The following is a 24,564-nucleotide window of genomic DNA, read 5'->3' as shown; positions in this document are numbered from 1 at the left end:
TCTTGGTTCAGACCTTGGTCTGAACATCAACTGATGACAGTCGACAACAAGATCTTGAGCGTGCATGAATCTAATTCAAAGCGGGAAGTCGGAAACTGCAGAACAATACTGCGGATCTGCAGAAGACATAGGGGGGGTGAAATGCAGCCGAACGAGACAGAGATCGGCTTGGTGTAATGCACACCAAGTCAATAAGGAACGAGATTGAATCGCCAGCAACTTCACCGGTCCAGCGCCTTTTGCACAGGCTCGGTTCCCTGTCGCTATCCGCTCAGTTTCTGATTGCTGCGTCCCTGATCGTCTTCGGCCTCATGACCGGCGTCAGCTTTTTTGTCGCCGCCCAGGTGGAGAAGGCCGCCCAGAATGCGGCCGGTGCTGCGGGCGCGGTTCGAATGCAGACCCTCGTCGCGCCCCTGATCGAACGGTCGGCGAACGGCGACTTTCGTTTCGATGACGCATTTCGAAGCAACATCGCCAACCTGATCGGCCAGGGCCCACCAGGGCAGCGGATCATCAACATCAAGATTTGGTCCGCCGATGGCCGGCAGATCTATCCGCCCGGCGCGTCCAACGACGAACTCATCATTTTTGACGAGCTCGAACAGGCCCTCGCCGGACACACAGTCGTCTCCCGGACCACTGACGAGAAGCATGAATACAGCGACGAAGAGGCATCCCAATCGCTTCTGGAGGTTTATGGTCCCCTCTTGACGTCTTCCGAGGGCGAAGTCTTGCTGGCAGGTGAAATCTACGAAGAGTCCAAAGTCCTCGAACGTCAGATCGCCGACACCCGACATACATCCATGGTTGGTGTGTTTCTTCTGTCAGTGCCCATGTTGTCATTGCTCTATCTTGTCGTGAGACGGGGCGCACGGCTCATCGAACAGCAGCGGCGAACGCTGAGAGAAAGCCTGCGAAACGCCATCGAGTTGTCCGTTGACAACAATCGCCTTCGGCTTCTGGCTGATAATGCACGTATCGAGGCCGGCAAGCTGAACGAACGCATTCTGGATCAGATCGGCGCGGATCTGCATGATGGCCCCGTGCAATTGCTCACGCTTGTGAAACTGCGATTGAGCGACCTGGTCACGCCGCGACCAGACGTTTCACCGACGACCCGCGATGCTCTCACCAAGATCCTGGATCTGGTCGGCAATATTCTCGATGAGGTCCGAAATCTATCCGCAGGCCTGGTGCTTCCGGAACTCGAACACGCGACTATCGACGAGGCGCTCCAGCTGGCGACCAAGCGCTATCTCGAGATCACCGGGCGAGACACCTCATTGATTGGAAGCGTAGGGATGGAACTGCGTATTCCGGATCTGTCGATATGCCTCTACCGGTTCGTTCTGGAGGGCCTGATGAACAGCTATCGTCACGCCAACAGCAACTCTCATATGGTTCGCTGCAGCTTTAAACGTGGGCGGCTTTTCGTGGCGGTGGTCGATATTGGCGAACGTCCTGTCCTGCCGTCGAAACGAGAGGTGCAGCGGGCCCGCCTGGGCAAGGTCAGCCAGAAAAGACGTATTCGCAGCTTTGGTGGCCGGATGCGCTATTTCCCACGCCGAAATGGCTCCTTTGCGATCGCGAGCCTGCCGATCGGCAACGACGACTGAGATCCTCAGCTCGCGATGCGCTCCCGCGGAGACGTGCGGTTCTTCACGGCAATCACGAGTTCCACACGGTTGCGGACATTGAGCTTGCTCATCAGCGAGGTCATATAGTGCTTGACGGTCTTTTCGCTGATGTTGAGGCTGAGCCCGATTTCCCGGTTCGTAAGGCCCTTGAGCAAACCACTCACGATCTGTTCCTCACGGTGATGGAGCCGCTCGGGCTGCTGTGCCTTCCGGCGCAGCTCCGCCGTCTTCATCGACACGATGACCTTCGTGGCGAAACCGGGGGTGATGTACGTCTCCCCGCCATAGGCGCTGATGATTGCGTGATGGAGGTCCGACGACGACGCTCCCTTGAGAACGTAGCCGCTGATACCTGCCTCGATGAGTTCGACGGCCGGCTGGATGGCGCTGGAGGCCGTGAAGACGATAACTTTGGTTTCGGGGTAGGAAGCCAGTATCAGATCGATCGCCGCGAATGAATCGCCCGGCATACTCAGATCCATGACGATGACGTCGGGACGATGATTTTCAAGAATATTCAAAGCATCGACGGTGGTATGGCCCATGGCCACAACATCAAGGTCGGCCTTCGTGTTGTATAGGCTAACAAGGCCCTCCAACAGTATCGGATGATCATCTACAAACGCGACACGTACAAGCATACCCCTACCTCCTTGGGGATATAAGTAACATACGTAACACACATCAGAAAGCGCATGATTAAGTTTCGGTTAATTACCGCGCGGTCATTTTTGGTGTAAGCGCGAGCTTTCAAGGACAATTTCGTCGGCCGCAACGCAATAAGAATCAATCAAAATATTCAAATATTTGACTATGCGGAGAAGGCCTTCGAGTTCACCCGAGAGGTGTGGGCGACATCTTCTTTTCCAGCTTGCCATTCGTTCGTTGATCGGACAAAACAGGCGAAATTTGTCAGGCAACATGACAAAATCGACGTATAATTCAGGTCTACTCGGGAGGAGTGATGACGATACGTACAAACGACGACGGCGGGCGAAGCGCCTGGCGATATGCCGGCATGGCAGGCCCGGCAGTCATGCTGCTCGGCATGCTGCTGTTTGCCTTGAACGATGCCATGGGCAAGTGGCTCGTCGCGAGTTTTGGCCTCGGACAGGTCATTCTGATCCGAAGCATCGCCGCACTGCTCATCCTTGCGCCCTTCCTCTGGATGGCCGGCCTGAAACCGGTCGTCGAGGCAGAGAGGCCGGGGCTACAGCTGATGCGGGTCATTTTCTCGACCCTGGAACTTTTCTGCTTTTACTATGCGGTCATGTACCTGCCGCTGGCAGATGTCATGACTTACTGGCTAGCGGCTCCGATTTACGTAGCGGCGGCAGCGCCCTTCCTTTTGGGCGAGAAGGTCGGCTGGCGACGGTGGTCGGCGATTGCTGTGGGCTTCATCGGCGTGATCATCACTCTTGAGCCGTCGAGTGCGATGTTCACCATGCCCGCCCTGATCTCGATCATCGGCACGGCAGCATTCGCCTTCATGATGTTGTCGGGTCGCAGCCTTCGGGCAACGCCTGACAAGACCCTGGTGCTGTTCCAGACCGGCGGAGCGGCGCTTGCCGGCCTTGTCTTTGCTCCGTTCGACTGGACGCCTCTCACCTCGATGACGGAGATCCTGTTGCTCGGATTGCTCGGCGTCGTCGCGATGGGCGCCCACATGCTGGTCAACCGGGCGCTCAAGATTTCGGACGCGGCGACGGTTGCTCCGCTACAATACACGCTTCTGCTGTGGGCCGTGGTGTTCGGCTACTTCTTCTTCAACGAAGTCCCGAGATTGACCATGCTGGTCGGCGCAACGCTCATCGTAGGCTCTGGCCTGTTCATCTTCTTCCGCGAGCAGCAATTGAAGAAACGCGACGCGGTCCTGCCCTCCGTTCCAGAATAGAAAGCAAAAAGCCCGCAGCGAAATTTCGCTGCGGGCTTCTTCTGGTGCGGCTCCTTAAGGAGAGCCACGACCAGGGAGGTTACTTCCGGATTTCGGCGAGCTGCGCCATGATGCTGTCGACCACGTCAGCGCCGATCGTTTCCTTGTGCTTCTCGTAGACCACCATCGACTTCTCGCGAATACGCGCCTGCTCCTCATCGGACAGCGTGTTCACTTCGAGGCCGGCGGCCTTGATCTTTTCCAGCGACTGCTTGTTGAGATCGGCGATGACACTGCGCTCGACGTCACGACCGACCGTCGCGCATTCGCGCAAGGCTGCCTGCTCTTCCGGCGTATAGGTGTCGAAGATCGCCTTGGAGAAGAGGAACAGGAACGGCGTATAGGCATGATTAGTCTCGGTGACATACTTCTGCACTTCGAAGAACTTCGAGGTGTCGATCGTCACATAGGGGTTTTCCTGCGCATCGATGGTCTTGGTCTCGAGCGCCGAGAAGACTTCGCCAAATGCCATCGGCGTCGCGTTGGCACCGAGGTTCTGGAAGGTGTCGAGGAAGATGTTGTTCTGCATGACGCGAACCTTCATCCCTTCGAAATCTTCCCACTTCGTGACCGGACGAACCGAGTTCGAAAGGTTCCGGAAGCCGTTTTCCCAGTAGCCGAGATTGACGAGACCGACGGCCGCCATCTTCTCGTTCATCATCGTGCCGAAGTCACCGTCGAGAACCGTGTAGGCTTCCTGGGCGCTGCCGAAAAGGAACGGCAGATCGAACACGCCGAGCGCGGGCTCGATGCCGACGAGCGGTGATGACGACGTTACCACAGCTTCCTGAACGCCGGAACGCAAGGCCTGCGTCGCCTGAAGGTCGCCGCCGAGGGCACCGCCCCAGAAGGCCTGCAGCTTCAGCTTGCCGCCGGACTTGTCATCCAGGCACTTCTGCATTGCTTCGATACCATTGCCGACCGGATGGTCGGCATTGATGCCGTTCGAGACGCGAATGGTGCGCTCGTTGAATTCGGCGAAGGCCGGAACGGCTCCGGAAACGGCAAATGCCATTGCTGTCGTTGCGAGTAGTATCTTCCTCATGGTGTATCCTCCCTTGGATTGAAATGAGTTGGTTGAACGTCTTCCTCACCGTAGCCATTGTGCCGGTACGATGACGATGTCGGGAAATATGATGAGCAGTACGAGCACCAGGACCTGTGCCAGCAGGAAGGGCGTGACGCCCGTAATCACCTTGCCGAGCGGCACACGTCCAACGCCGCTGACAACGTTGAGCACGACTCCGACGGGCGGTGTGATCAAGCCGATGCAGCAGTTCATGATGAACATGACGCCGAAATAGACCGGGTCGATGCCCGCCTGCTTGATGATCGGCATCAGCACAGGTGTCAGGATCAGGATTGTTGGCGTCAGGTCCAGTGCGGTGCCGACCACAAGCACCAGCGCCATGATGACGAACATCAGCAGCATGGGGCGATCGATCAGGGGCTCGATGTAGCGCGTGATCTCGCCGGGAATGTTGGCAGCGGTGATCAGCCATGCAGACACGAGCGCAGCGCATACCAGGAACATGATGATCGAGGTTGTCTTGGCCGCCTGGAGGATGACCCGCGGCAGATCCTTCGGCTTGAGCTCACGATAGATCACCATACCGACGAACATGGCATAGGCCGCGGCAATGACAGCCGCTTCTGTCGGTGTCACCACCCCGGCCTTGATCCCCCCTAGGATGATCACGGGCATACCGAGCGCCCAAGCGGCACGCCCGGTGACACGCAACCGCTCTTTCGCCGGAGCCTTCGGCAAGGGCAGAACATTGTCCTTCCGCACCACGATCTGCCAGGCGATGACAAGCGCGATCCCCATCAACATGCCGGGCACGATCCCGGCCATGAAGAGCTGCGTGATCGAGACATTCGCCGCGACGCCGAAAACGATGAATGCCATCGACGGCGGGATAACCGGTGCAATGATGCCGCCGGATGCAATGAGGCCGGCGGAGCGCGGCACGTTGTATCCGGCCTTGGCCATCATCGGAATGAGGATAGCCGCGAGAGCTGCAGTATCGGCAGCCGCCGAGCCGGAGATGCTGGCCATGATTACCGCCGCCATGATGGCAACGATGCCGAGGCCGCCCCTGATATGTCCGACACAGGCGATGGCGAATTCGATGATACGGCGCGACAAGCCGCCGGAATTCATCAGTTCTCCGGCTAGAACGAAGAACGGGATGGCGAGCAGCGTGAACGTATCTGCGCCTGCGATCATGTTCTGCGCGATGATCTGGCTGTTGAACATGCCCATGTACCACATGAGCGTCACGCCGCAGAACATAAGCGCGAAGGCGACGGGAACGCCGATGGCCATGGCGCCGAGGAGAGAGGCTATGAAGACGAGAAGAGTCATCAGGCGCGCTCCACCAGCTTTTCGACACCCTGGTGTTCGCCGGCAAAGGCCGCGATTTCACTTTCGGTGACCCGCCCCGTCAGCAGGCGGAAGAGGCGCTCAAGCGCAATCAGGCTGCAGCCGGCGCCGGTGAAGAAGCCGACACCATAGACCCATCCCATGGATAGGCCCGTCACGGGGGCACTCATGCTGGCATTGATTGGCAACTGCTTCCAGGTTCCCCAGAAGAAGATCGCCGAAACGCCGACTATTAGGAGGTTGGACAAAATCATGCAGATCACCCGACCGCGCCGACCAAACAGCGCGACCAGACTTTCAACACCCAAATGCCCGTATTCGCGAAACCCGACGACGGCACCGATGAAGGTCAACCAGACAAAGAAGTACCGCGCCATCTCATCCGACACCGTCAGGCCAGAGTTGAAGCCGTAGCGCAGGATAACGTTAAAGAGAACCATGATCGCCATGCCGGACAAGAGCAGGATCAGCAGCAATTCAAGAAACTTGTAGAAGAGATCGACAGCTCTGGTCATACGGACCTCATGCCTCGTCAAGCAGGCCACGCTGGGCCAGGTTGCGGAAAAGCGCACGCGTCCCGAAGGTCCATTCCGGGCAGGCATCCGTGCGATCGACCCAGTTGACCAGCCGTCCGAGCTTCGGCGTGGCAATCTCGACGCGGTCTCCCACTTCATGGGTGAAGCCGAGACCGACGCCACGGCGATCCTTGACCGGAGCGAACATGGTGCCAAGGAACAGAACAGCACCATCGGGATATTGATGATTTCGATTGCGCAACTGGGAAGCCAGATTTTCCGGCGCGCGGCTAATGGCCTCCATCGGACTTTCCCCCGTCATCTCGAAGCCGTCCTCCCCGCGCACAAGCAGCGAAACCCGCACTTTCCGCAACACATCCATCGTGAACGTGCCGTGGAAGAGCCGCACGAAAGGCCCGATCGAGCAGGACGCATTGTTGTCCTTCGCCTTGCCGAGGAGGAGTGCCGAACGGCCTTCCACATCCCGCAAATTGACGTCGTTACCGAGCGTCGCGCCTATGATCTTGCCGTCGGAACGAACTGCAAGAACGATTTCGGGCTCTGGATTGTTCCACTGCGAAATCGGATGAATGCCGACGGTATCACCGCAGGTGACCGAGGACATCGGCTGTGCCTTGGTGAAGATCTCGGCATCCGGACCAATCCCCACTTCGAGATACTGCGACCAGAGACCCATGTCCTGCAGCAGAGCCTTGACCTTGGCGGCCTGTTCCGACCCTGCGACAAGGCCCCTTAGGCTGTCGCCCAGCACCGGCGCCAGCTTTTCACGAATTGCCTGGGAACGGGCAGCATCGCCCTTGGCCTGTTCTTCGATCACACGCTCCAGCATGCTGTCGGCGAAGGTTACGCCAGCGGCCTTGACCGCCTGCAGGTCGATTGGCGCAAGCAGGCGCCCAGCATCACCGGAAAGAAAACTGTCGAGAGTACCGAGTACCGGAAGGTCGCTCTGCGATGACAGGCGCTCCGCCAGATCTTCGATCTCAAACAGGCCGGAAGCCGTCGGCGCAATCGCCGTCAGGTCAAGCACATCACCGTTGCGAACGAGAACCACGCATGGGCCGCCGGCGGCATTGGACCAGACGCGACCGACGAGCAGCGCTTCCGATGCGTCCTCCGGCAGAATGTAAGCGGATTCCAGATGTACTCCAGACTGCAAGACGGACCTCCTCCCTGTCCTTGGGCTGCGACTGTCGTCGCCTTGCCCTATTGTCAGGATGTCTGACAACTCTCGAATGGCATTCTTACGGTCAGAATTTCAGACTGTCTACCCCGTATCACCGTCTTGTGGACAACCCGCCTGTCGGCTCGGCTGTCAGAACTGCTCGAGACTGAGATCGATACGACTTGCAGCCCCATGCAGATGGGCCCGCATCGCCTCGCGCGCCTCGACCCCATTGCGGCCTGCGATCGCATCCCTCAGCCGAACATGCTCCGCGATCGTTACCTCCACGATCTCTTCTAGAACGGCTCGGGAGCGAGCGGCATTGATCGCAAGACTGATCCGCTCGGCAATGAAACCGATGAAAAGTGCGAAATACTCATTGTGCGTCGCTTCCGCGACCGCCCGGTGGAAGGCGAGATCCGCGACGATCCCCTGCTCCGTCCATTTGGCGGCCCCGGTCATATGCGAAAGCGCGTCGTCGATCTTGGCGAGATCATCGGCCGTATGGTGGACGGCCGCCAGACCAGCGGCCTCGATTTCAAGCGGCACACGCAACTGAAAAAGCGCCCGAAAGCTCTGCGGTGCAGAAAGTTCGCCATCCTTGATCCGGATCGGCCGGGCGGAGGGTTCGCTGACGAATGCGCCCACACCTTGCCGGGTCTCGACAAGGCCTTCATTGCGCAATTGCGCGATCGCTTCCCGGACGACTGAACGGCTGACGGCAAGCGTCTTGGCGAGGACATGTTCCGTCGGCAGACGCTCGCCCGGCTTCAGGCGCCCCTGGCTGATTTCCTCGGCCAATTGGGCGGCGATGCGGGCAGGCAAGTGCTCGCTGCGCCTGATTTGTCCAAAGTTGATCTGCCCGAGGTCGATCGCCATACCTGCTGGTCTCCTTGCCACCGCTCCGGTATTTCACGAATCCGTATCGGAATTCAATTGGCAACCCGGGTTCATGATCCAGTCCGGATCGATGGCCTGCTTGATGGCCGTCAGCAACTGTCGCTGGACAGCAGGCAGGCGCGAGAGGAAGTCGGCCTTCTTCAGGCGACCGATCCCGTGTTCGGCGCTGATCGAGCCGGCAAAATCATCCAGCACCGCATTGATCACGCTTTTCGCCGCATAGATGCGTTGCTGCACCTCACCGGCTGAGAGCCCGCCGGGGGGCAGGACATTGAGATGCACATTGCCGTCGCCGACATGGCCATAGGATACGCAGGTGCAATCCGGCAGATGCGCCATGACGGCGGCTTCCGCCGTTTCGACAAAAGCCGCGAGACGCGACAGAGGCACTGAGACATCTGTTCGCAGGTGGGCGCCACGCTTGGCCTGTCCTTCGTTCATTCCCTCCCGAAACAGCCAGAGGCTCTTCGCCTGACCGCGAGAGGCTGCGATCACGCCGTCAAGCACCAGACCGTCCTCCATCACCCCCTCGAGGAAACGCTGCATGAGGTCGTCGATATCGACGAGACCGGAGCCAGAGATCTCCATCAGCACATAGGCCGGATAATCGGCACTCATGGGCATCGCAAGATCGGGGATCGCTTCCTGCGCCAGAGTGAAGGCGACCGGGGGCATGAATTCGAAGGCGGACATCAGATCGCAGCAATCGCGCCGTGCGCGGCGATAGAGCTCGATTGCATCCGACAGCGCAGCCAGACCGACAAGAGCCGTCGCGACCTTCTCAGCCGGCGGCATGAGTTTCACGGAAACGGCCGTGATGATCCCGAGCGTTCCCTCGGCTCCAATGAACAATTGCTTGAGATCGACGCCGCGATTGTCCTTCCTCAGCGTCGACAGGCCGTCGAAGATTGAGCCATCCGGCAGCACCACTTCAAGCCCCAGCACCAATTCACGCGTCATACCGTAGCGCAGCACGTTGATACCGCCCGCATTGGTCGAAACATTGCCACCGATCCGGCAGGATCCTTGCGCGCCCAGGGCCAGCGGAAAATAGAGACCCGCCTCTTCCACTCGGTCCTTGAAGTCCGAGAGGATCACGCCAGCCTCGACGACGGCGGAGAAATCGTCCGCGTCGATCCGCCGGACGGACGTCATACGCTCCAGGCTGACGACGACCTGGCGGGTCGGATCGTCCGGCGTGCAGCCGAGCACCAGCCCGGTATTGCCGCCCTGCGGGACGATGGTGAGACCGAGGGTACGAATGGCGCGAACGGCGGCAGAGACCTCCGCTGTCGTTCGAGGACGAACGACAGCGACGGCACCGGTCGTCACATCACCGTGCCAGTCGCGGCAGAAGCGCTCTATGGCCTGACCGCTCAGAACAAGGTCTTCCCCCAATGCCGCGGTAAGGGCGTTGACCACCACGTCCAGCGATCCGCTGGCACTCATCTGGCTATTTGCAGCCTGCATCGCTCGCGCTCCTCGACACCCGAGACCGGGTGAACCTCCAAGATTTGGGTTTTCAAGCCGATGATATAAGGTTATCAGACAACCTTACAATTGATTTTTTGACTTTCCGACCTTGTCTGATCGTTTGGCCGGGCGGATGAATGCCAAGGGAGGATTCGGAAAATGCAAGTGCTCATCATCGGCGCGGCCGGCATGGTTGGTCGCAAACTAGCAGAACGCCTTACCAGGGATCGTGTCCTGGCCGGGCAGACCGTCGATGCGATGACACTCGTGGATGTCGTTGCGCCGGAAGCGCCGAATGCGTTTGCCGGGAAGGTGTCGCTTCAGACGCTGGATCTGTCAGAGCCGGGCTCCGCGGACACCTTGATCGCTTCTCGCCCTGACGTGATCTTTCATCTCGCCGCCATCGTCTCGGGCGAAGCGGAACTGGACTTCGAGAAGGGTTACCGGATCAATCTCGACGGCACGCGCCACCTTTTCGAAGCAATCCGTCTCGCCCATCTGGCCGATGGCTATCGTCCGCGGCTCGTCTTTACCTCCTCGATCGCCGTCGTCGGCGCCCCTCTGCCCTACCCGATCCCCGACGAGTTCCACACGACGCCGCTGACCAGCTACGGAACGCAGAAGGCGATCTGCGAACTGCTGCTGTCGGACTATTCGCGGAAGGGCTATTTCGACGGCATCGGCATCCGGCTGCCCACCGTCTGCATTCGCCCCGGCAAACCCAACAAGGCCGCGTCGGGCTTTTTCTCCAATATCCTCCGAGAGCCTCTCGTCGGGCAGGAAGCCGTCCTGCCGGTGAGCGACGATGTGCGTCACTGGCACGCATCACCACGTTCGGCCGTCGGCTTCCTCATCCACGGCGCGACCATCGATCTGGAGAAGGTTGGCCCAAGACGAAATCTCTCCATGCCGGGGCTGAGTGCCACGGTGGGCGAGCAGATCGAGGCCTTGCGTCGCGTTGCCGGTGAGAAAGCCGTCAAGCTCATCCGTCGCGAGCCTGACGAGATGATCATGCGTATCTGCGCCGGCTGGGCGCCCGGTTTCGAAGCGACCCGTGCACGCGCGCTCGGCTTCACCGCGGAGAACTCTTTCGACGAGATCATCCGCGTTCACATCGAGGATGAACTGGGAGGAAACCTGTGACAGCAACAGCAACTCGACGGATCGCCTTTCTCGGCACGGGGCTAATGGGCGCCCCGATGGCAAGGCGTCTACTCGCTGCCGGATTCCCGGTGACCGTCTGGAACCGTGATCTCCGCAAGGCGGAAGCCTTGGTGTCCTTCGGCGCATCGGTCGCAGTGAGCCCGACCGACGCAGTCGATGGCGCCGACATCGCCTTTACGATGCTGTCGGACGGCGCGGCAGTTACCGACGTGCTGTTCTCGCAAGGCGTTGCCGAAGCTCTGAAGCAAGGCGCCGTCGTCGTCGACACGTCGTCGATCGCTCCACCGATCGCGCGAGACCATGCATCGAAACTCGTCGATCGCGGGGTCGCTCATGTCGACGCTCCTGTTTCCGGTGGCGTCGTCGGCGCCGAGGCCGGGACGCTTGCAATCATGGCCGGCGGAGACGCCGCTGCCATCGAGGCCCTCACCGAGGTCTTTGCACCGCTTGGCCGTGTCACCCATGTCGGCCCCTCGGGCGCCGGTCAGATCTGCAAGCTCGCCAATCAGCAGATCGTCGCGATCACCATCGGTGCTGTTGCTGAAGCCATGATGCTGGTCGAAGCGGGCGGTGCATCGCGAGAAAAATTCCGGGAAGCGATCCGCGGCGGCTTTGCCGAGAGCCGGATCCTTGAACTGCACGGCCAGCGCATGGTCGAGCGGAACTTCGCGCCGGGAGGCCTTTCACGCCTGCAGTTGAAGGATTTGAATGCCGTTGCGGCCATGGCCGAAGCATTCGGTCTGGAGCTACCGCTGACCGAAGATATCCGACAGGCTTTCGAGACATTCGTGGCCGAAGGCAACGGCGAACTGGACCACAGCGCGCTTCTTCTCCACCTTGAAAAGATCAACCACCGCAAAGGTGCCGCAGATGACCGAAACTGAAAAGCCGACACGCAGGCTGCGCTCACAGGACTGGTTCGACAACCCTGATCATCTCGACATGACTGCGCTCTATCTCGAGCGCTTCATGAACTATGGCACGACGCCGGAGGAGTTGCGCTCCGGCAAGCCGATCATTGGCATTGCCCAGTCCGGATCGGATATCAATCCCTGCAATCGCCATCATCTCGATCTCGCCAAGCGCGTGCGCGACGGCATTCGCGATGCAGGCGGCATCCCGATCGAGTTTCCCTCGCATCCCCTGTTCGAGAACTGCAAGCGTCCGACCGCGGCACTCGACCGCAACCTCGCCTATCTCGGCCTTGTCGAATTGCTGTATGGCTACCCCTTCGACGGCGTCGTTCTCACCACGGGCTGTGACAAGACCACGCCGTCCGCCCTGATGGCCGCCTCGACAGTGGATCTCCCGGCCATCGTGCTGTCGGGCGGCCCGATGCTGGACGGCTGGCACGACGGCGAATTGGTCGGATCCGGCACGGTCATCTGGCGTTCCCGACGCAAATACGCTGCCGGTGAAATCACCCGCGAAGAGTTTCTGGAGCGGGCGCTCGATTCCGCCCCCTCAGTTGGCCACTGCAACACCATGGGCACCGCATCGACCATGAACGCGATCGCCGAGGCACTCGGCATGTCGCTGACAGGTTGCGCTGCAATCCCTGCGGCCTATCGCGAACGTGGCCAGATGGCCTATCGCACCGGCAGACGCGCGGTGGAGCTGGTCCTGGAAGATGTCCGACCCTCGGATATTCTGACCCGAGAGGCCTTTCTCAACGCCATTCGCGTCAACTCCGCGATCGGCGGCTCGACCAATGCCCAGCCGCATTTGATGGCGATGGCAAAACATGCTGGCGTCGAGCTCCTGCCCGAGGATTGGCAGGTTCATGGCTACGACATTCCGCTTCTGGCCAATGTCCAGCCCGCCGGCGCCTATCTCGGCGAGCGCTTCCACCGAGCCGGCGGCGTACCGGCGATCATGTGGGAGCTGATGCAGGCCGGCAAGATCGACGGGAGCTGTCTCACGGTCACCGGTCGAAGCATGACTGAAAATCTGGACGGCAGGGAGGCGACCGATCGCGATGTGATCAAACCCTACGGCGAACCCATGCGCGAACGTGCGGGCTTCATCGTCTTGAAAGGCAACCTCTTCGATTTCGCCATCATGAAGACGAGCGTGATTTCGGAAGGTTTCCGCCTGCGCTACCTCCAGGAGAAAGGACGCGAGGGCATTTTCGAGGGCCGCGCGATCGTTTTCGACGGATCGGAGGACTACCACCACCGGATCAACGATCCAAGTCTCCACATCGACGAGAACTGCGTCCTGGTCATCCGTGGTGCCGGTCCGCTCGGCTGGCCGGGTTCGGCCGAAGTGGTGAACATGCAGCCGCCTGATCACCTGATCAAGCGCGGGATCCTGAGCTTGCCGACGATTGGCGACGGCAGACAGTCCGGCACAGCGGACAGCCCATCCATTCTCAACGCTTCGCCCGAAAGTGCCGCCGGTGGTGGCCTCGCCTGGGTAAGGACTGGCGACGTCATTCGCATCGACCTCAATCAAGGCCGCTGCGACATGCTCGTCGATGAAGCCGAGATAGCGAGGAGAAAATCCGAAGGGATCCCGGCGGTGCCCCAGGACGCGACGCCATGGCAGCGGCTCTATCGGCAAACGGTGACGCAACTCGCAGACGGCGCCACTATTCGCGACGCGGAAAACTTCAGGCAGATCTCCAAGACACCGCCCCGTCACAATCACTGACGGCGCATTTACCAAAAGATCTGTGAAATCAAGCCTGGGAGAAGTTTCAGCGGGAACCGTCTGCGGAGATTTACATTCTCCTGTCATTACATGACAGAGGGAGATCCCGATGAAACCCGTTCTGGAACTGCTTGCAGCATCAGCCCTCTCGGTCGGGATGGTAATCGGCGGCGTGGTGGTCGCTTCCGCTGCCTTTTCACCGGAGGAAGAACAGCACCAATTCACCGGCCTCGACATTGCCGATTTGTGGACGTCTGAACCGGTTCGCATCGATCGCACCGAGCAGAATTTGGAGCGTTTGCCCCCGCGTTATGCCAGCCATGTTGTGATGACAGAGCCGAAGGCGGCCGAAATGGTGGCGACGCTTGAGACCGAGCAATCCGACTCCGGCTCACGCGTCGGCGGTATCGATCTGGCCGCCACCGGCTCCGTTACCGATGATCTGGCCGACATGGGCCTTGCGGCCCTGCCGCCTGAGCATGTCGCCTGGTGTGCGACGCGTTATCGTTCCTATGATCCCGTCGACAACACATATCGCGGCTTCAGCGGGGAATTGCGCGACTGCGCGTCGCCCCACCAAGTGAACCCCGCGGCTGACATGGACCAGGGCGAAGGCAGCCTGGTCACCGTCAGCAACGATCGAAACGAAATTGGTCCCGACGCATCTGGGATGCAGAACATTCGGGCGTGCATGGAGCGCTACCGCTCATACCGAGTGGAAGACAATTCTTACCAGCCTTACGGCGGCGGTCCCCGCAGGCAGTGCCAGATCTTGTCCTTCTAGCCTTTCGTGTGACAGCTGCCATCTCCCTCGATGCGCTGCTCCCCATTTCGCTGCGTTTTCTTTAAACCGCAGAAGCCTGCTCGGCGAGAATGAGACCGGCTGGAGCGGAGGCCTCATGACCATCGATCGTTGCCGCGATGTAAGTCAGCGCATTCTGTAGCCCGTTCATCGTATAGGGCTTTTCGATCGCGCCGATCGCGCCGACGAAGTCCTCGGGAATCCGCTTGATGTTACCCGTTACGAACACGAAGGGGATATTGCGTTCCGCCAGGCGGCGGCCGATATCGATGCCGGATGGACCATCGCTGAGGTGCACGTCCACGAAGGCGAATTCCGGAGCACTTCCGTCGATGATGTCGAAGGCAGCCTTTCGCGAGGCCGCCGTTCCGACGACGACATGGCCAGCCGATTCCACTTCGAGTTCGAGCTCGAGGGCCAGCAGCGCCTCATCTTCAACGATCATGATCTTCAAGTGTCCGTATCCTTTTTCTCTTCGACCAGCATGGTGACCAGCACATCAGTTCGATGGCCATCGACCTCGCGACGGATTTCGGCTCCCAGTTGCCGGCTGCATGTCTCAAGCATCAGCTTGCCAAACGCATCTTCCTCCGGATTGACCGATACGGGTGTCGTTGTGTCGGTCACGCGGATCAGAAAATGGCCATTCGTTCGCTTCACCTGCAGATAGATATCGCCACCCCCGTCGCTCAAACCGCGACGGACGGCATCGAGCACCAGCTCGTTGATGATGAGCGCAAGCGGTGAGGCCTTTACGGCCGGCACGAGGACGGGGGAGAGATCGGTTACGACACGGATGTCGTCGCGCTTGAGGGCGCCGACGAGATCCTCGATCAGATCCTTGGCGAAATCGGAGACGTCGAAACGCCCCAAATCGCTGCTTGTGAAAAGTTTGCGCTGGACTGTGCTCAATGCCTCGACACGGTTGAGTACGGAAAAGAGCGTCCGCTTGACCACTTCGCTTTCCGACATGCGCGCCTGCAGCTTCACGATGGAGGCGATGGTAAGCAGATTGTTCTTCACACGATGGTCGACTTCATGGACCAGGATCGTCTGCGCTTTCAAGGCTTGCGAGAGGTCATGCGTTCGCTTGGCCACTTCTTCCTCGGCCGAATTGCGGGCCTCGGCAAGTTCGCGTTCCTTGCTCTTGATGGTCGTGAAATCGAGCTGTGATGCGAAGAAATAGATGACGGTCCCATCGACATCGCGAACGGGACTGACAAACAGGGCGTTCCAGAAGGATGTTCCGTCCTTTCGGTAGTTGAGGATATCCAGCGCCACATCCTCCTCTGCCGCCACAGCGCTGCGCAGCCGGTTTACAGCTTCAGGATCTGTATCCGGCCCCTGCAGCAGGCGGCAATTGCGCCCGATCAGCTCGTCGACGGAGTAGCCCGTGAGCGTCATGAAAGCCTGATTGCAGAAGATGATCGGGTTGTCCGGCTGCCGTGGATCGGTGATCAGCATGGGCATGCGTGTGGCCTTGAAGGCCGCTGGGAAGGGATCCTCCGCCAGATGCGAGGCGAGGAGTCGGTCGCCGGCGTCTTGTGCGCCCCGCTGCGAGGATTTCTGTTCTGTCATTCACACACTGTCCTGGATCAGGCCGGTTGATAAATGACGTGACAACAGGAAAAGTTCCACCGCAGCCCCCCGGATTTTTGGGTAGCGAATGAATACGCCGAGCGGGAAGGTGGTGGGGTCCGGCTCCTGAGCGAGGGGAATGGACTTGCATCTGCGTTTGTCCTATCTCACTTTCAAAAGCCGAAAAAGCGCAGCTCAACGCAGCAGGAAACGATGTCCACGGACGTGCAACGAAACGCCGCACCCGGCTTTCTCAAGAATGGCGGAGTGATGGCGGAGCTGATCCGCAATCGCGACTGGTCCGACGGGCTAGGACCGTTGGAAGAATGGCCCGCTGCGCTTCGATCGGCCCTTTCAATCTGTCTTAATTCGAGCTTCCCGACTGCCATCTATTGGGGGCCGGACCTGCGCTTGCTCTACAACGACAGTTGGTCCCACATTCCTGGAGAGCGCCACCCGTGGGCCCTCGGAAGACCTGCGGCGGAAGTCTGGTCGGACATCTGGGAAGTGGTCGGACCACAGTTCGAAGAGGTGATGGCGACCGGCAAGGGTCTGTCCACCTACGATCAGATGCTGCCCATCGTGCGGAACGGCGTTCAGACGGAGAGCTACTGGAACTACAGCTTCACCGCCATCAGGGATGAATTCGGTGAGATTGTAGGCATTTTCAACCAGGGCAACGAGACGACGGCAGCGGTGCGGGCCAGGCATGAAGCTCAGGAAGAGATCGCTCGTCTGGGCCGGCTCTTCGCGCAAGCCCCAGCAGCAATCGCCATTCTCGAAGGTTCGTCCCACACTTTCAAACTGGTGAATCCGGCCTACGAAGCGCTGGTTCAGCGGACCGGACTTGTCGGCAAGAGCGTGTCCCATGCATTACCCGAAGTGCAAGCGCAGGGCTTTGTCGATATTCTCGATCGCGTTTATTCGAGTGGCGAGCCCTACCAGGGCAAGGCAGTCCCGATTGAATTCCTGCTTCCGGACGGCGAACGTCAATGGCGCCATGTCGACTTCGTTTTCCAGCCGATCACGGGCACCACCGGCGAACGGGTTGGAATCTTCGTACAGGCTTCCGATGTCACCGACGCAGCCACGGCCATGGCCGCCTTGAGGGATAGCGAGCAACGCTTCGAGGCCATCGTCAACTCTATTGACCAGATGATCTGGTCCACCCTGCCCGATGGTGATCATGATTACTTCAACCAACGTTGGTACGAATATACCGGAGTACAGGAAGGGCTGACGAACGGGGCAGAATGGGACAGAGTTTTCCACCCCGACGACCGGGCCGAAGCCTGGGAAAGATGGCAGCACAGCCTCGCCACAGGTGAGCCGTATCATGTTGAATACCGGCTGCTCCATCACTCAGGCGCTTATCGCTGGGTCATCGGGCGCGCCCAATGTGTGCGCGACGAAAGGGGCGAGATCACGCGCTGGTATGGAACCTGCACCGACATCCATGATCTCAAGGTCGCCGAGGAAGAACGCCAGCTCTTGCTGCGCGAGCTCAATCATCGGGTCAAGAACCTGTTTGCAATCACCGCCGGCATGATCACGATGACGGCCCGCTCCGCCCCGTCGGTGACGGCGATGGCCCAGGCGCTGCATGGCCGGTTGCAGGCTCTGTCAAAGGCACACCAGTTGATTCAGCCCGCCATCAGCTCCAGCTCGCAACGCGGCGAAACCGTGGCTTTCCGCTTGCTGATCGAAGAAATCCTCTCGCCACATGTCGCCAACCAGGCAGTTCAGCTTTCGCTAGCCGGACCTGACCTTCAGCTCGGTCCGCATGCATCGACAAGCTTCGCCCTGATATTCCATGAGCTCGCCACCAACGCGGCCAAATACGGACCGTTTCGAGATGCGGATGGCCGCCTCGACGTGAGATGGCACATGGACGGATCATCGTTCAATCTGGAATGGCGAGAAATGGTCGCGCGGTCTCAGTCGCAGATTACCGCGCCGACGATGGAAGGCTTTGGCAGCAAACTCGCACGCACAAGCGCAACCCATCAACTGGGCGGCAGCATCGATTTCCAGTGGTTGCCAAATGGTGTGAACATCGCATTGACGGCTGCAAGCGATCGTCTGAACACATAAGGCGATGAGCCCCGATCCCCAAAGGCTATTCCACTCGATGAACGAAACGCAAAACGGGCCTCTCGGCCCGTTCGATCGTCTTGGAGGGCGCCCGAGGAGCGCCCGATAAGTGAACCCTGTCTGGATCAGTAACGCGGAAAATCAGCCGGGTTGATGCCGAGCGCCTTCAGGTGGTGATCCTTCGGACGACGGTGTCCCTCGACAGCGGCCGCTGCGGAGCTTGCTGCGCCGATGACGGCGATCGCACGACCGAGGAAACCTTGCTGGACGGACTTGCGGAGGCTAGACATTTCTTTGCTCGCTTTCTTTGTTTGCAAGCAGAAGATGGTCCTCCGGAGTTACAAATACAATGGACGGAAAATCAAGCCAGCCATGCAGCCGATGCAGGTCGACTTAACGAAGTCCTGCATCGGCCGAAGACATGGTTACCCCTCAGTCCTCGGTGGCAGCGACCTGTGCCAGGACCTGCCCCTTGCCCCGCGCCCGAAGGATCAGCGGGACAATGAGCGCGATGGCTGCGAGTGCAAGCAGCAAAGCCGCAATCGGCGAGGTAATCAGAACCGTGGGATCACCCTGGCTGATCGACAATGCACGACGAAGCTGCTGTTCGGCCATCGGACCCAGGATCAGTCCAACGATCACAGGCGCGATCGGATAACCGAAGACGCGCATGATGTAGCCCAGCACACCAAAGGTGAGCAGCAGTCCGAGCTCGAACACGGACGGATTGGCACCTATCGTCCCGAGTGTCGCAAAGACCAGGATGCCGGCATAGAGCCACGGCTTCGGAATGGTCAGGAGACGCACCCAGAGACCGATCAGAGGCAGGTTCAGCACCAGCAGCATGAAATTCGCGATCAGCAGCGAGGCGATGAGGCCCCAGACGAGCTGCGGATTGGTGGCGAACAGCAACGGTCCCGGCTGGAGGCCGAACTGCTGGAAGCCGGCGAGCATGATCGCTGCTGTCGCCGTCGTCGGCAGGCCGAGCGTCAGCAGAGGAACGAGCGTACCGGCAGCCGAAGCGTTGTTGGCAGCCTCCGGACCAGCAACCCCTTCGATAGCGCCGTGACCGAACTCTTCCGGGTGCTTGGAAAAGCTCTTTTCCGTAGAATAGGAGAGGAAGCTCGACACGTCGGCACCGCCAGCTGGCATCGCGCCGATCGGAAAACCGATCGCCGTGCCGCGGAGCCAGGGCATCCAGGAGCGCTTCCAATCCGATTTGTTCATCCACAGCGAACCGCGCACCGCCTCTACCTTTTCAGGCGCCCGAGCGCCTTGCGCGGCGACATACAGTGTCTCCCCGATTGCGAACATGGCGACGGCGAGCGTCGTAACTTCCAGTCCGTCGAGAAGGTCCGGCACGCCGAAGCTCAGGCGGGTTTGGCCGGTCAACTGGTCGATCCCGACGATAGAAAAGGCAAGACCAATGAAGAGAGCAGTCAGACCGCGGAGCGTGGAATCCCCGAAAGCCGCCGAGACCGTCACGAAGGCCAGTATCATGAGGGCGAAATATTCTCGTGGTCCGAAGGACAGTGCGAACTTGACGACAAACGGCGCGATGAAGGCGAGCGCGAGAGTCGCAATCAATCCTGCGACGAAGGAGCCGATCGCCGCTGTCGCAAGCGCCGGTCCACCGCGCCCGGCTCGGGCCATCTTGTTGCCTTCGAGTGCCGTGACGATCGAGGCGCTCTCGCCGGGCGTGTTCAGCAGGATCGATGTCGTCGAACCGCCATACATGCCGCCGTAATAGATGCCGGCGAACATGATCAGCGACCCCGCAGGATCGAGCTGGTAAGTGACAGGAAGCAGAAGCGCGACAGTCAGCGCAGGTCCGATACCGGGCAGGACGCCGACGAGCGTTCCGAGCGTCACGCCGATCAGGGCATAAAAGAGGTTGATCGGCTGCGCTGCAATCAGCAGCCCGTCGAGAAGGAAAGCAAACGTATCCACGGGGTTCCCCTCAGAAAAACAGCCGTTCGAGCGGGCCGGCCGGCAAGGACAATTGCAGGAAGCGCGCGAAGATGATCCACACGACGAAGGAGAGAGCGATACCCGCCGGAAGCGAGATCCAGAACTGCTTTTTCCCGAACCCGGCCGCTGTCAATGCGAACAGGACGCCGGTAGCGAGCGAAAATCCGGCTGTCTTCAAAAGCAACATCTGCGCGGCAAGCCCCGCGACGATGAACAGAATCGGCGGAAGCTCTTGATGCTCCCTCTCGGGGAAATCCCGGCGCATAGCGGCAAATACCGTCCAGACGGCAAGACCGATAAGACAAGCGGCGATACCCTTCGGCACGGTGGCAGGGCCAATGCCCGAATAGAGATTGCCGCCCTGCAGACGAGCGACATCGTAGAAGATCAGGCCTGCAATCGCGGCAAGCACCACGGCGATGGCCAGCGCCGCCCAATCAGGGCGGCGCGTACGATGTTCGGAAGAACGCTCTTCCATGCTCATTTCACGAGACCGATGTCTTTGAGGATCGCCTCGGTGGCAGCAATGTCCTTGGCGAGCTGCTCTTCAAAGGCATCGCCGACGAGGTAGGTGTCCTGCCAGTTCTTGGTCTTCAGCGTCTCCTGCCAGCCAGCAGACTTGGCAAGCTTTTCGATGTCAGCCGTAACAGCAGCCTTCTGCTCGTCGGTCAGGCCCGGAGCGGCCGCAACCATTCGCCAGTTCTGCAGCACGACATCGAGACCGCTTTCCTTGAGCGTCGGAGCATCGGCACCTTCGATACGCTCGGCGCTGGAGACGGCGAGGAGACGCAGGGTGCCGGCAGCAACCTGGGCCTGGAATTCACCGTAGCTGGAAATGCCGACGGTGACCTGGCCACCGAGGATGGCAGCAAGCGCTTCACCACCGCCCGAATAGGCGATGTAGTTGATCTTGGTCGGATCAACGCCGGCCGCCTTGGCGATGAGGCCTGCACCGATGTGGTCGGTACCACCGGCCGAGCCACCGGCCCAGGAAACGGAACCCGGATCAGCCTTCAGCATCTCGACAAGCTGACCGATATTCTGGATTTCGGAATTGGTAGGAACGACGATCGCTTCGTACTCGCCGGTCAGGCGTGCGATCGGCGTGACATCGGCGAGGGTAACCGGCGACTGGTTCGTCAGGATCGCGCCGACCATGACGTAACCACCGACGATCAGGGCGTTCGGGTTGCCCTTCTGCTGGCTGGCGAACTGAGCGATACCGATCGTGCCACCGGCGCCGGGTACGTTCACCACCTGAACATTGCCGGAAATGCCTTCAGCCTGCATCACTTGCTGCAGCGATCGGGCCGTCTGGTCCCAGCCGCCGCCAGGCGCTGCCGGAGCCATGATCGTGTAATCGGCAGCAGCGGCCGGAAGGGCCAGTGCGCCTGCGAGAATAGATGCCAGGAAAAAGTGTTTCAAGATAGTCCTCCACCATCAATGCGGCTCTTGCCGCTTGCAACTGATCTGTGGGGAGAACGCAGGTTCGCTCACTGCGGATAGTACCGCTTCAGGCTTTGCCTGCTCCTCCCATGTCCCATCTGCCCCGCCTCCACGGAACGATGTGACAATACGCCTAGCAGCAGAACCTGTCACCCACCTGTCATCGCAGAGAGGCTTTGCTCTCAAGTTGGAATATCCGGAAAGAAATCGTTAGTGATGACTTACGTTTTATGAGACCCGGGCCTGGTCGTTGAGGTCGCGAACCAGCCTCTGGTGGCTGCGAAGACTGGCCAGAACGTCACCGAAGCGCGACAGGCCGCGGCCGGTCAGCATGTCCTTCAACTTGATGAAGACGTCGGCCGTGGCGATGGCATCACCCAAGGCGGTGTGCCTGTCATCCTCATCGATGGAGACACCGAGCCTTTCGGCGAGAGCATCGAGCGTATGGGTCTCGGCGCGACCAAAGGCCGTGGCCGAGACCAGCACCGTGTCGAGGATCGGATTGAGGAAGCGAAGCCCCAGTTCCCTTTCGCGACGGGAAAGAAATTCCATATCGAAAGGTGCATTATGCGCCACGAGAACGGCCCCCTCGGCAAAGCGATGAAACTGCCGCACGGCCTCCTGAACGCTGACGGCGTCTGCAACCATCGCATCGGTCACCCCATGAATGGCGGAGGATGACGGCGGAATGGGCCGCCCCGGATTGACGAGCAGATTGAAGATCTCGTTCTTAACGCGCTTTCCGTTCACGATGCGAACGGCTGCAATTTGGACGATTTCGTCGCCCTGCTCGGGCAGCAGGCCGGTCGTTTCCGTGTCGAAGACGACATAGGTCAGGGCATCGAGCCGTGCATCCGAGATCTTCTCGTAATGCAGGCGTGACAGCAGGTCGAAGTCGTAGACAACATGCCGGGAGAGGTCTGCGGCAACTGGACGAAGTCGCTCGACTGGGTGCAACCGCGTCGATATCGACGGCAAATCGCCTGCGCAATCGACGACGAGAACATTGCCATGAGCCTTTAGGATCGAATCGCAGGTCATTCCACCCTCAAAGACCGCTTCGCCGAGCCAGGCGTCCAGTGCCTCGGGCTGGATCGTCGAACCGACCCAGGAAACAGCGACGTCTGCAGCGGCTCCAGCGTCTGATATGACAAGACGGTATTGCGTGGCGGAGGTTACCCCGTGAATATGCGAGATGAGGTGAGACAGCAGGTTGACGATATCGAACGCATTGCATCGCACGGCAAGCTCGACGACGTCGATGTCAAGCGTGAACCCTTGACCTTCGAGCGCTCGGCGCAGTTGCCCCGCGAGCTCGCGCGCATCAGTGGCGGCCATCGGCCAGCCATCGGAGCGACAAGTCTCGAAACGCGCTTCGAGTTCGGCGAGCAGCCGATCCAGAGCCTGCAGTTGCGGGATGACAGGGGCACCCCCCACATCCGGCTGCTCCGGTGACTCGGCGGCGCGTCGCAGATCCGACAAAGCCGGGCGAACCTGCAGGAATACGTCGCCCAGCAACGCATCCCGCCGTGCATAGGCCTCGACCTCCGTCGTAACATCGCGAAGCGTCATCACATAGGCCGCATGGTCGCCGCCGTTGTCGCCGGCGAGGCGCATGCGGCCCGCAAGCCGGCGACGTCCACAGGGGCTGAGACAGATGAACTCGACCACGGCATCGGGATCGCCCCCCTCGATCAAGCGGTGATGGGCGTCGCGAATGGGACCTTCGCTCAGATAGTCGAAGATGTTGCGATCGAGGCAAACCGGACGCTGGGATCCGGCCAGAAACTGCTGCGCCACACCGTTGTAGAAGACCAGATGATGCCGGCCCGTGCAGAGGAGAACAGCAGGGGGGACATCCGCCAGCAACTGTTCGAGCTTGTTCTTGTCAGAGGAGAGGCGTGTCGTCTCGCGTTGAACCTGCTCAGCCAGAGCGCCGCGGGTCTGGGCAAGCGTGGTCGCGGTGGCGGAAGCGGCAGCTGCCAGATCACCCAGGTAGCGCGCGTCCTTGGTCTCGATATCATGCGCAACGTCGGCATGCGCACGAGCCCGCATCGCAGACGCGACGTTGTCGATCGGCCGCGCGAGATGTGTATCGAAGAGATACCAGACCCAGGTGATCAGCGCGAGGATCAGAAAGCCGGCGGCGATCGCACTTTGGATGAAGGCATTGAGCATGTCCGGACGGCCTTCGCGGTGGTAGCCGAACCAAAGCCCCGCAGCCAGCGCCAGGACAGTCCCGGCAGCCAATGCCACGAAGAATAGCAGGATACGTCCGCGCAAGCTGATCCTTGTCATCTCTCCCTCACCCGCTCGCACATGCGATTTTTAAGGCAGCATCGTCTGCTCCGACATTAATCCATTCGGCACCCACCAGGCTCCCGTCATCGGCAATGCTGATGCTGGCATCGTGGAGATCCGCGCGCCGCGTATTCTGGCAATCGTAGACCACTTTGACCGGCGTCACCGGTTGCCAGCGTGCCGCGAGCAGGATGTCGACTATGACTAGGCCAGGCTGGGCCGGATTCCGCTGTACCGTTTTCAGATCGACTGCCGTGAAACGTGTCGTGACGGGTTCGATGTAGGACCAGGGTCGCCAGAAGGCCGTCTCTTCATTCTTCCACGAGACGGCAATGCCCGGCAGAGCCAAATTCATGCGATCGAACCAGCTGTATTCGCTCCAGATCGAATAGCTCAACATGCCAAGACCGGCGAAGACAGGCACGATCCATTTCGGCAACAGGCCACGGCTCAACCAGCGCAGCAGCATCGCCACTCCGGCCAGGGCAACACCGGCAACAACCGCCGCGATCAACTCAAACAGCAT

At 60.0% G+C, this 24,564-nt stretch carries 23 protein-coding genes; 7 read left to right on the top strand and 16 right to left on the bottom strand.

Annotated features, from left to right (window positions below; translation table 11 throughout):
• Window positions 1–263: 263 nt before the first annotated feature.
• On the bottom strand, window positions 264–620 hold the full coding sequence (locus E9677_RS25685) for a hypothetical protein (protein WP_235883093.1): 357 nt from the start codon (window positions 618–620) through the stop codon (window positions 264–266).
• Between the two features lie 111 nt (window positions 621–731).
• Here E9677_RS25685 and E9677_RS25680 point away from each other — a divergent pair, with 111 nt between their 5' ends.
• The gene (locus E9677_RS25680; RefSeq protein ID WP_235883092.1) at window positions 732–1,616 is read left to right on the top strand and encodes a sensor histidine kinase; all 885 of its coding nucleotides are present in this window, start codon (window positions 732–734) and stop codon (window positions 1,614–1,616) included.
• 5 nt (window positions 1,617–1,621) lie between these two features.
• On the opposite strand, the gene E9677_RS24230 is transcribed toward E9677_RS25680, so the two are convergent.
• Window positions 1,622–2,278, bottom strand: a complete 657-nt coding sequence (locus E9677_RS24230; protein ID WP_136560625.1) for a response regulator transcription factor — start codon at window positions 2,276–2,278, stop codon at window positions 1,622–1,624.
• A 323-nt stretch (window positions 2,279–2,601) separates the two neighbouring features.
• On the opposite strand from E9677_RS24230, the gene E9677_RS24225 reads away from it, so the two are divergent.
• Window positions 2,602–3,531, top strand: coding sequence for a DMT family transporter (locus tag E9677_RS24225; protein ID WP_408014778.1), 930 nt, complete (start codon window positions 2,602–2,604; stop codon window positions 3,529–3,531).
• A gap of 79 nt (window positions 3,532–3,610) precedes the next feature.
• On the opposite strand, the gene E9677_RS24220 is transcribed toward E9677_RS24225, so the two are convergent.
• From E9677_RS24220 to E9677_RS24195, 6 genes are all read right to left on the bottom strand, one after another.
• Window positions 3,611–4,615 carry a TRAP transporter substrate-binding protein gene (locus E9677_RS24220; protein WP_136560624.1) on the bottom strand — a complete coding sequence of 335 codons (1,005 nt, stop codon included), beginning with the start codon at window positions 4,613–4,615 and terminating at the stop codon, window positions 3,611–3,613.
• Between the two features lie 45 nt (window positions 4,616–4,660).
• Window positions 4,661–5,938, bottom strand: a complete 1,278-nt coding sequence (locus tag E9677_RS24215) for a TRAP transporter large permease (protein WP_136560623.1) — start codon at window positions 5,936–5,938, stop codon at window positions 4,661–4,663.
• Window positions 5,938–6,471 (bottom strand): TRAP transporter small permease, encoded by a 534-nt coding sequence (locus E9677_RS24210; protein ID WP_136560622.1) that lies wholly within the window; start codon window positions 6,469–6,471, stop codon window positions 5,938–5,940. Before E9677_RS24210 ends, E9677_RS24215 begins: the two co-directional genes overlap by 1 nt.
• 7 nt (window positions 6,472–6,478) lie before the next feature.
• Window positions 6,479–7,648 carry a fumarylacetoacetate hydrolase family protein gene (locus E9677_RS24205; RefSeq protein ID WP_136560621.1) on the bottom strand — a complete coding sequence of 390 codons (1,170 nt, stop codon included), beginning with the start codon at window positions 7,646–7,648 and terminating at the stop codon, window positions 6,479–6,481.
• A gap of 156 nt (window positions 7,649–7,804) precedes the next feature.
• Window positions 7,805–8,533, bottom strand: coding sequence for a FadR/GntR family transcriptional regulator (locus E9677_RS24200; protein ID WP_136560620.1), 729 nt, complete (start codon window positions 8,531–8,533; stop codon window positions 7,805–7,807).
• A gap of 33 nt (window positions 8,534–8,566) precedes the next feature.
• On the bottom strand, window positions 8,567–10,024 hold the full coding sequence (locus E9677_RS24195) for an FAD-binding oxidoreductase (protein WP_168801338.1): 1,458 nt from the start codon (window positions 10,022–10,024) through the stop codon (window positions 8,567–8,569).
• Window positions 10,025–10,186: 162 nt separating this feature from the next.
• Between E9677_RS24195 and denD the strand changes: the two genes are divergently transcribed.
• From denD to E9677_RS24175, 4 genes are all read left to right on the top strand, one after another.
• The gene (gene denD / locus E9677_RS24190) at window positions 10,187–11,170 is read left to right on the top strand and encodes a D-erythronate dehydrogenase (RefSeq protein ID WP_136560619.1); all 984 of its coding nucleotides are present in this window, start codon (window positions 10,187–10,189) and stop codon (window positions 11,168–11,170) included.
• Window positions 11,167–12,075, top strand: a complete 909-nt coding sequence (locus E9677_RS24185) for an NAD(P)-dependent oxidoreductase (protein WP_136560618.1) — start codon at window positions 11,167–11,169, stop codon at window positions 12,073–12,075. Before denD ends, E9677_RS24185 begins: the two co-directional genes overlap by 4 nt.
• On the top strand, window positions 12,062–13,846 hold the full coding sequence (locus E9677_RS24180) for an IlvD/Edd family dehydratase (RefSeq protein ID WP_136560617.1): 1,785 nt from the start codon (window positions 12,062–12,064) through the stop codon (window positions 13,844–13,846). The genes E9677_RS24185 and E9677_RS24180 overlap by 14 nt, the downstream gene beginning before the upstream one ends.
• A gap of 109 nt (window positions 13,847–13,955) precedes the next feature.
• On the top strand, window positions 13,956–14,630 hold the full coding sequence (locus E9677_RS24175; protein ID WP_136560639.1) for a BA14K family protein: 675 nt from the start codon (window positions 13,956–13,958) through the stop codon (window positions 14,628–14,630).
• 61 nt (window positions 14,631–14,691) lie between these two features.
• Here the strand turns inward: E9677_RS24175 and E9677_RS24170 are convergent, their stop codons facing one another.
• Window positions 14,692–15,102: a response regulator gene (locus tag E9677_RS24170; protein WP_136560616.1), complete on the bottom strand. Its 411-nt coding sequence runs from the start codon at window positions 15,100–15,102 to the stop codon at window positions 14,692–14,694.
• Window positions 15,099–16,226, bottom strand: coding sequence for a PAS domain-containing protein (locus E9677_RS24165; RefSeq protein WP_136560615.1), 1,128 nt, complete (start codon window positions 16,224–16,226; stop codon window positions 15,099–15,101). The genes E9677_RS24170 and E9677_RS24165 overlap by 4 nt, the downstream gene beginning before the upstream one ends.
• A gap of 213 nt (window positions 16,227–16,439) precedes the next feature.
• Here E9677_RS24165 and E9677_RS24160 point away from each other — a divergent pair, with 213 nt between their 5' ends.
• Window positions 16,440–18,320, top strand: coding sequence for a sensor histidine kinase (locus E9677_RS24160; RefSeq protein ID WP_235883091.1), 1,881 nt, complete (start codon window positions 16,440–16,442; stop codon window positions 18,318–18,320).
• A 125-nt stretch (window positions 18,321–18,445) separates the two neighbouring features.
• On the opposite strand, the gene E9677_RS25335 is transcribed toward E9677_RS24160, so the two are convergent.
• From E9677_RS25335 to E9677_RS24135, 6 genes are all read right to left on the bottom strand, one after another.
• On the bottom strand, window positions 18,446–18,610 hold the full coding sequence (locus E9677_RS25335) for a hypothetical protein (RefSeq protein WP_168801337.1): 165 nt from the start codon (window positions 18,608–18,610) through the stop codon (window positions 18,446–18,448).
• A gap of 142 nt (window positions 18,611–18,752) precedes the next feature.
• Complete coding sequence (locus E9677_RS24155) at window positions 18,753–20,270, bottom strand: tripartite tricarboxylate transporter permease (protein WP_136560614.1); 1,518 nt, start codon at window positions 20,268–20,270, stop codon at window positions 18,753–18,755.
• Between the two features lie 10 nt (window positions 20,271–20,280).
• Entirely contained in the window at window positions 20,281–20,775 is a 495-nt protein-coding gene (locus E9677_RS24150) for a tripartite tricarboxylate transporter TctB family protein (RefSeq protein ID WP_136560613.1), read from the bottom strand.
• Complete coding sequence (locus tag E9677_RS24145) at window positions 20,772–21,716, bottom strand: Bug family tripartite tricarboxylate transporter substrate binding protein (protein ID WP_136560612.1); 945 nt, start codon at window positions 21,714–21,716, stop codon at window positions 20,772–20,774. The genes E9677_RS24150 and E9677_RS24145 overlap by 4 nt, the downstream gene beginning before the upstream one ends.
• 249 nt (window positions 21,717–21,965) lie before the next feature.
• The gene (locus tag E9677_RS24140; protein WP_136560611.1) at window positions 21,966–24,035 is read right to left on the bottom strand and encodes a 3'-5' exonuclease; all 2,070 of its coding nucleotides are present in this window, start codon (window positions 24,033–24,035) and stop codon (window positions 21,966–21,968) included.
• 7 nt (window positions 24,036–24,042) lie between these two features.
• The gene (locus E9677_RS24135) at window positions 24,043–24,564 is read right to left on the bottom strand and encodes a hypothetical protein (RefSeq protein WP_136560610.1); all 522 of its coding nucleotides are present in this window, start codon (window positions 24,562–24,564) and stop codon (window positions 24,043–24,045) included.

Origin of the sequence: Peteryoungia rhizophila, from assembly GCF_004912145.1 — a bacterium.
Taxonomy (GTDB): Bacteria; Pseudomonadota; Alphaproteobacteria; order Rhizobiales; family Rhizobiaceae; genus Allorhizobium; species Allorhizobium rhizophilum.
This window is presented reverse-complemented; position numbering and strand designations above follow the sequence as displayed.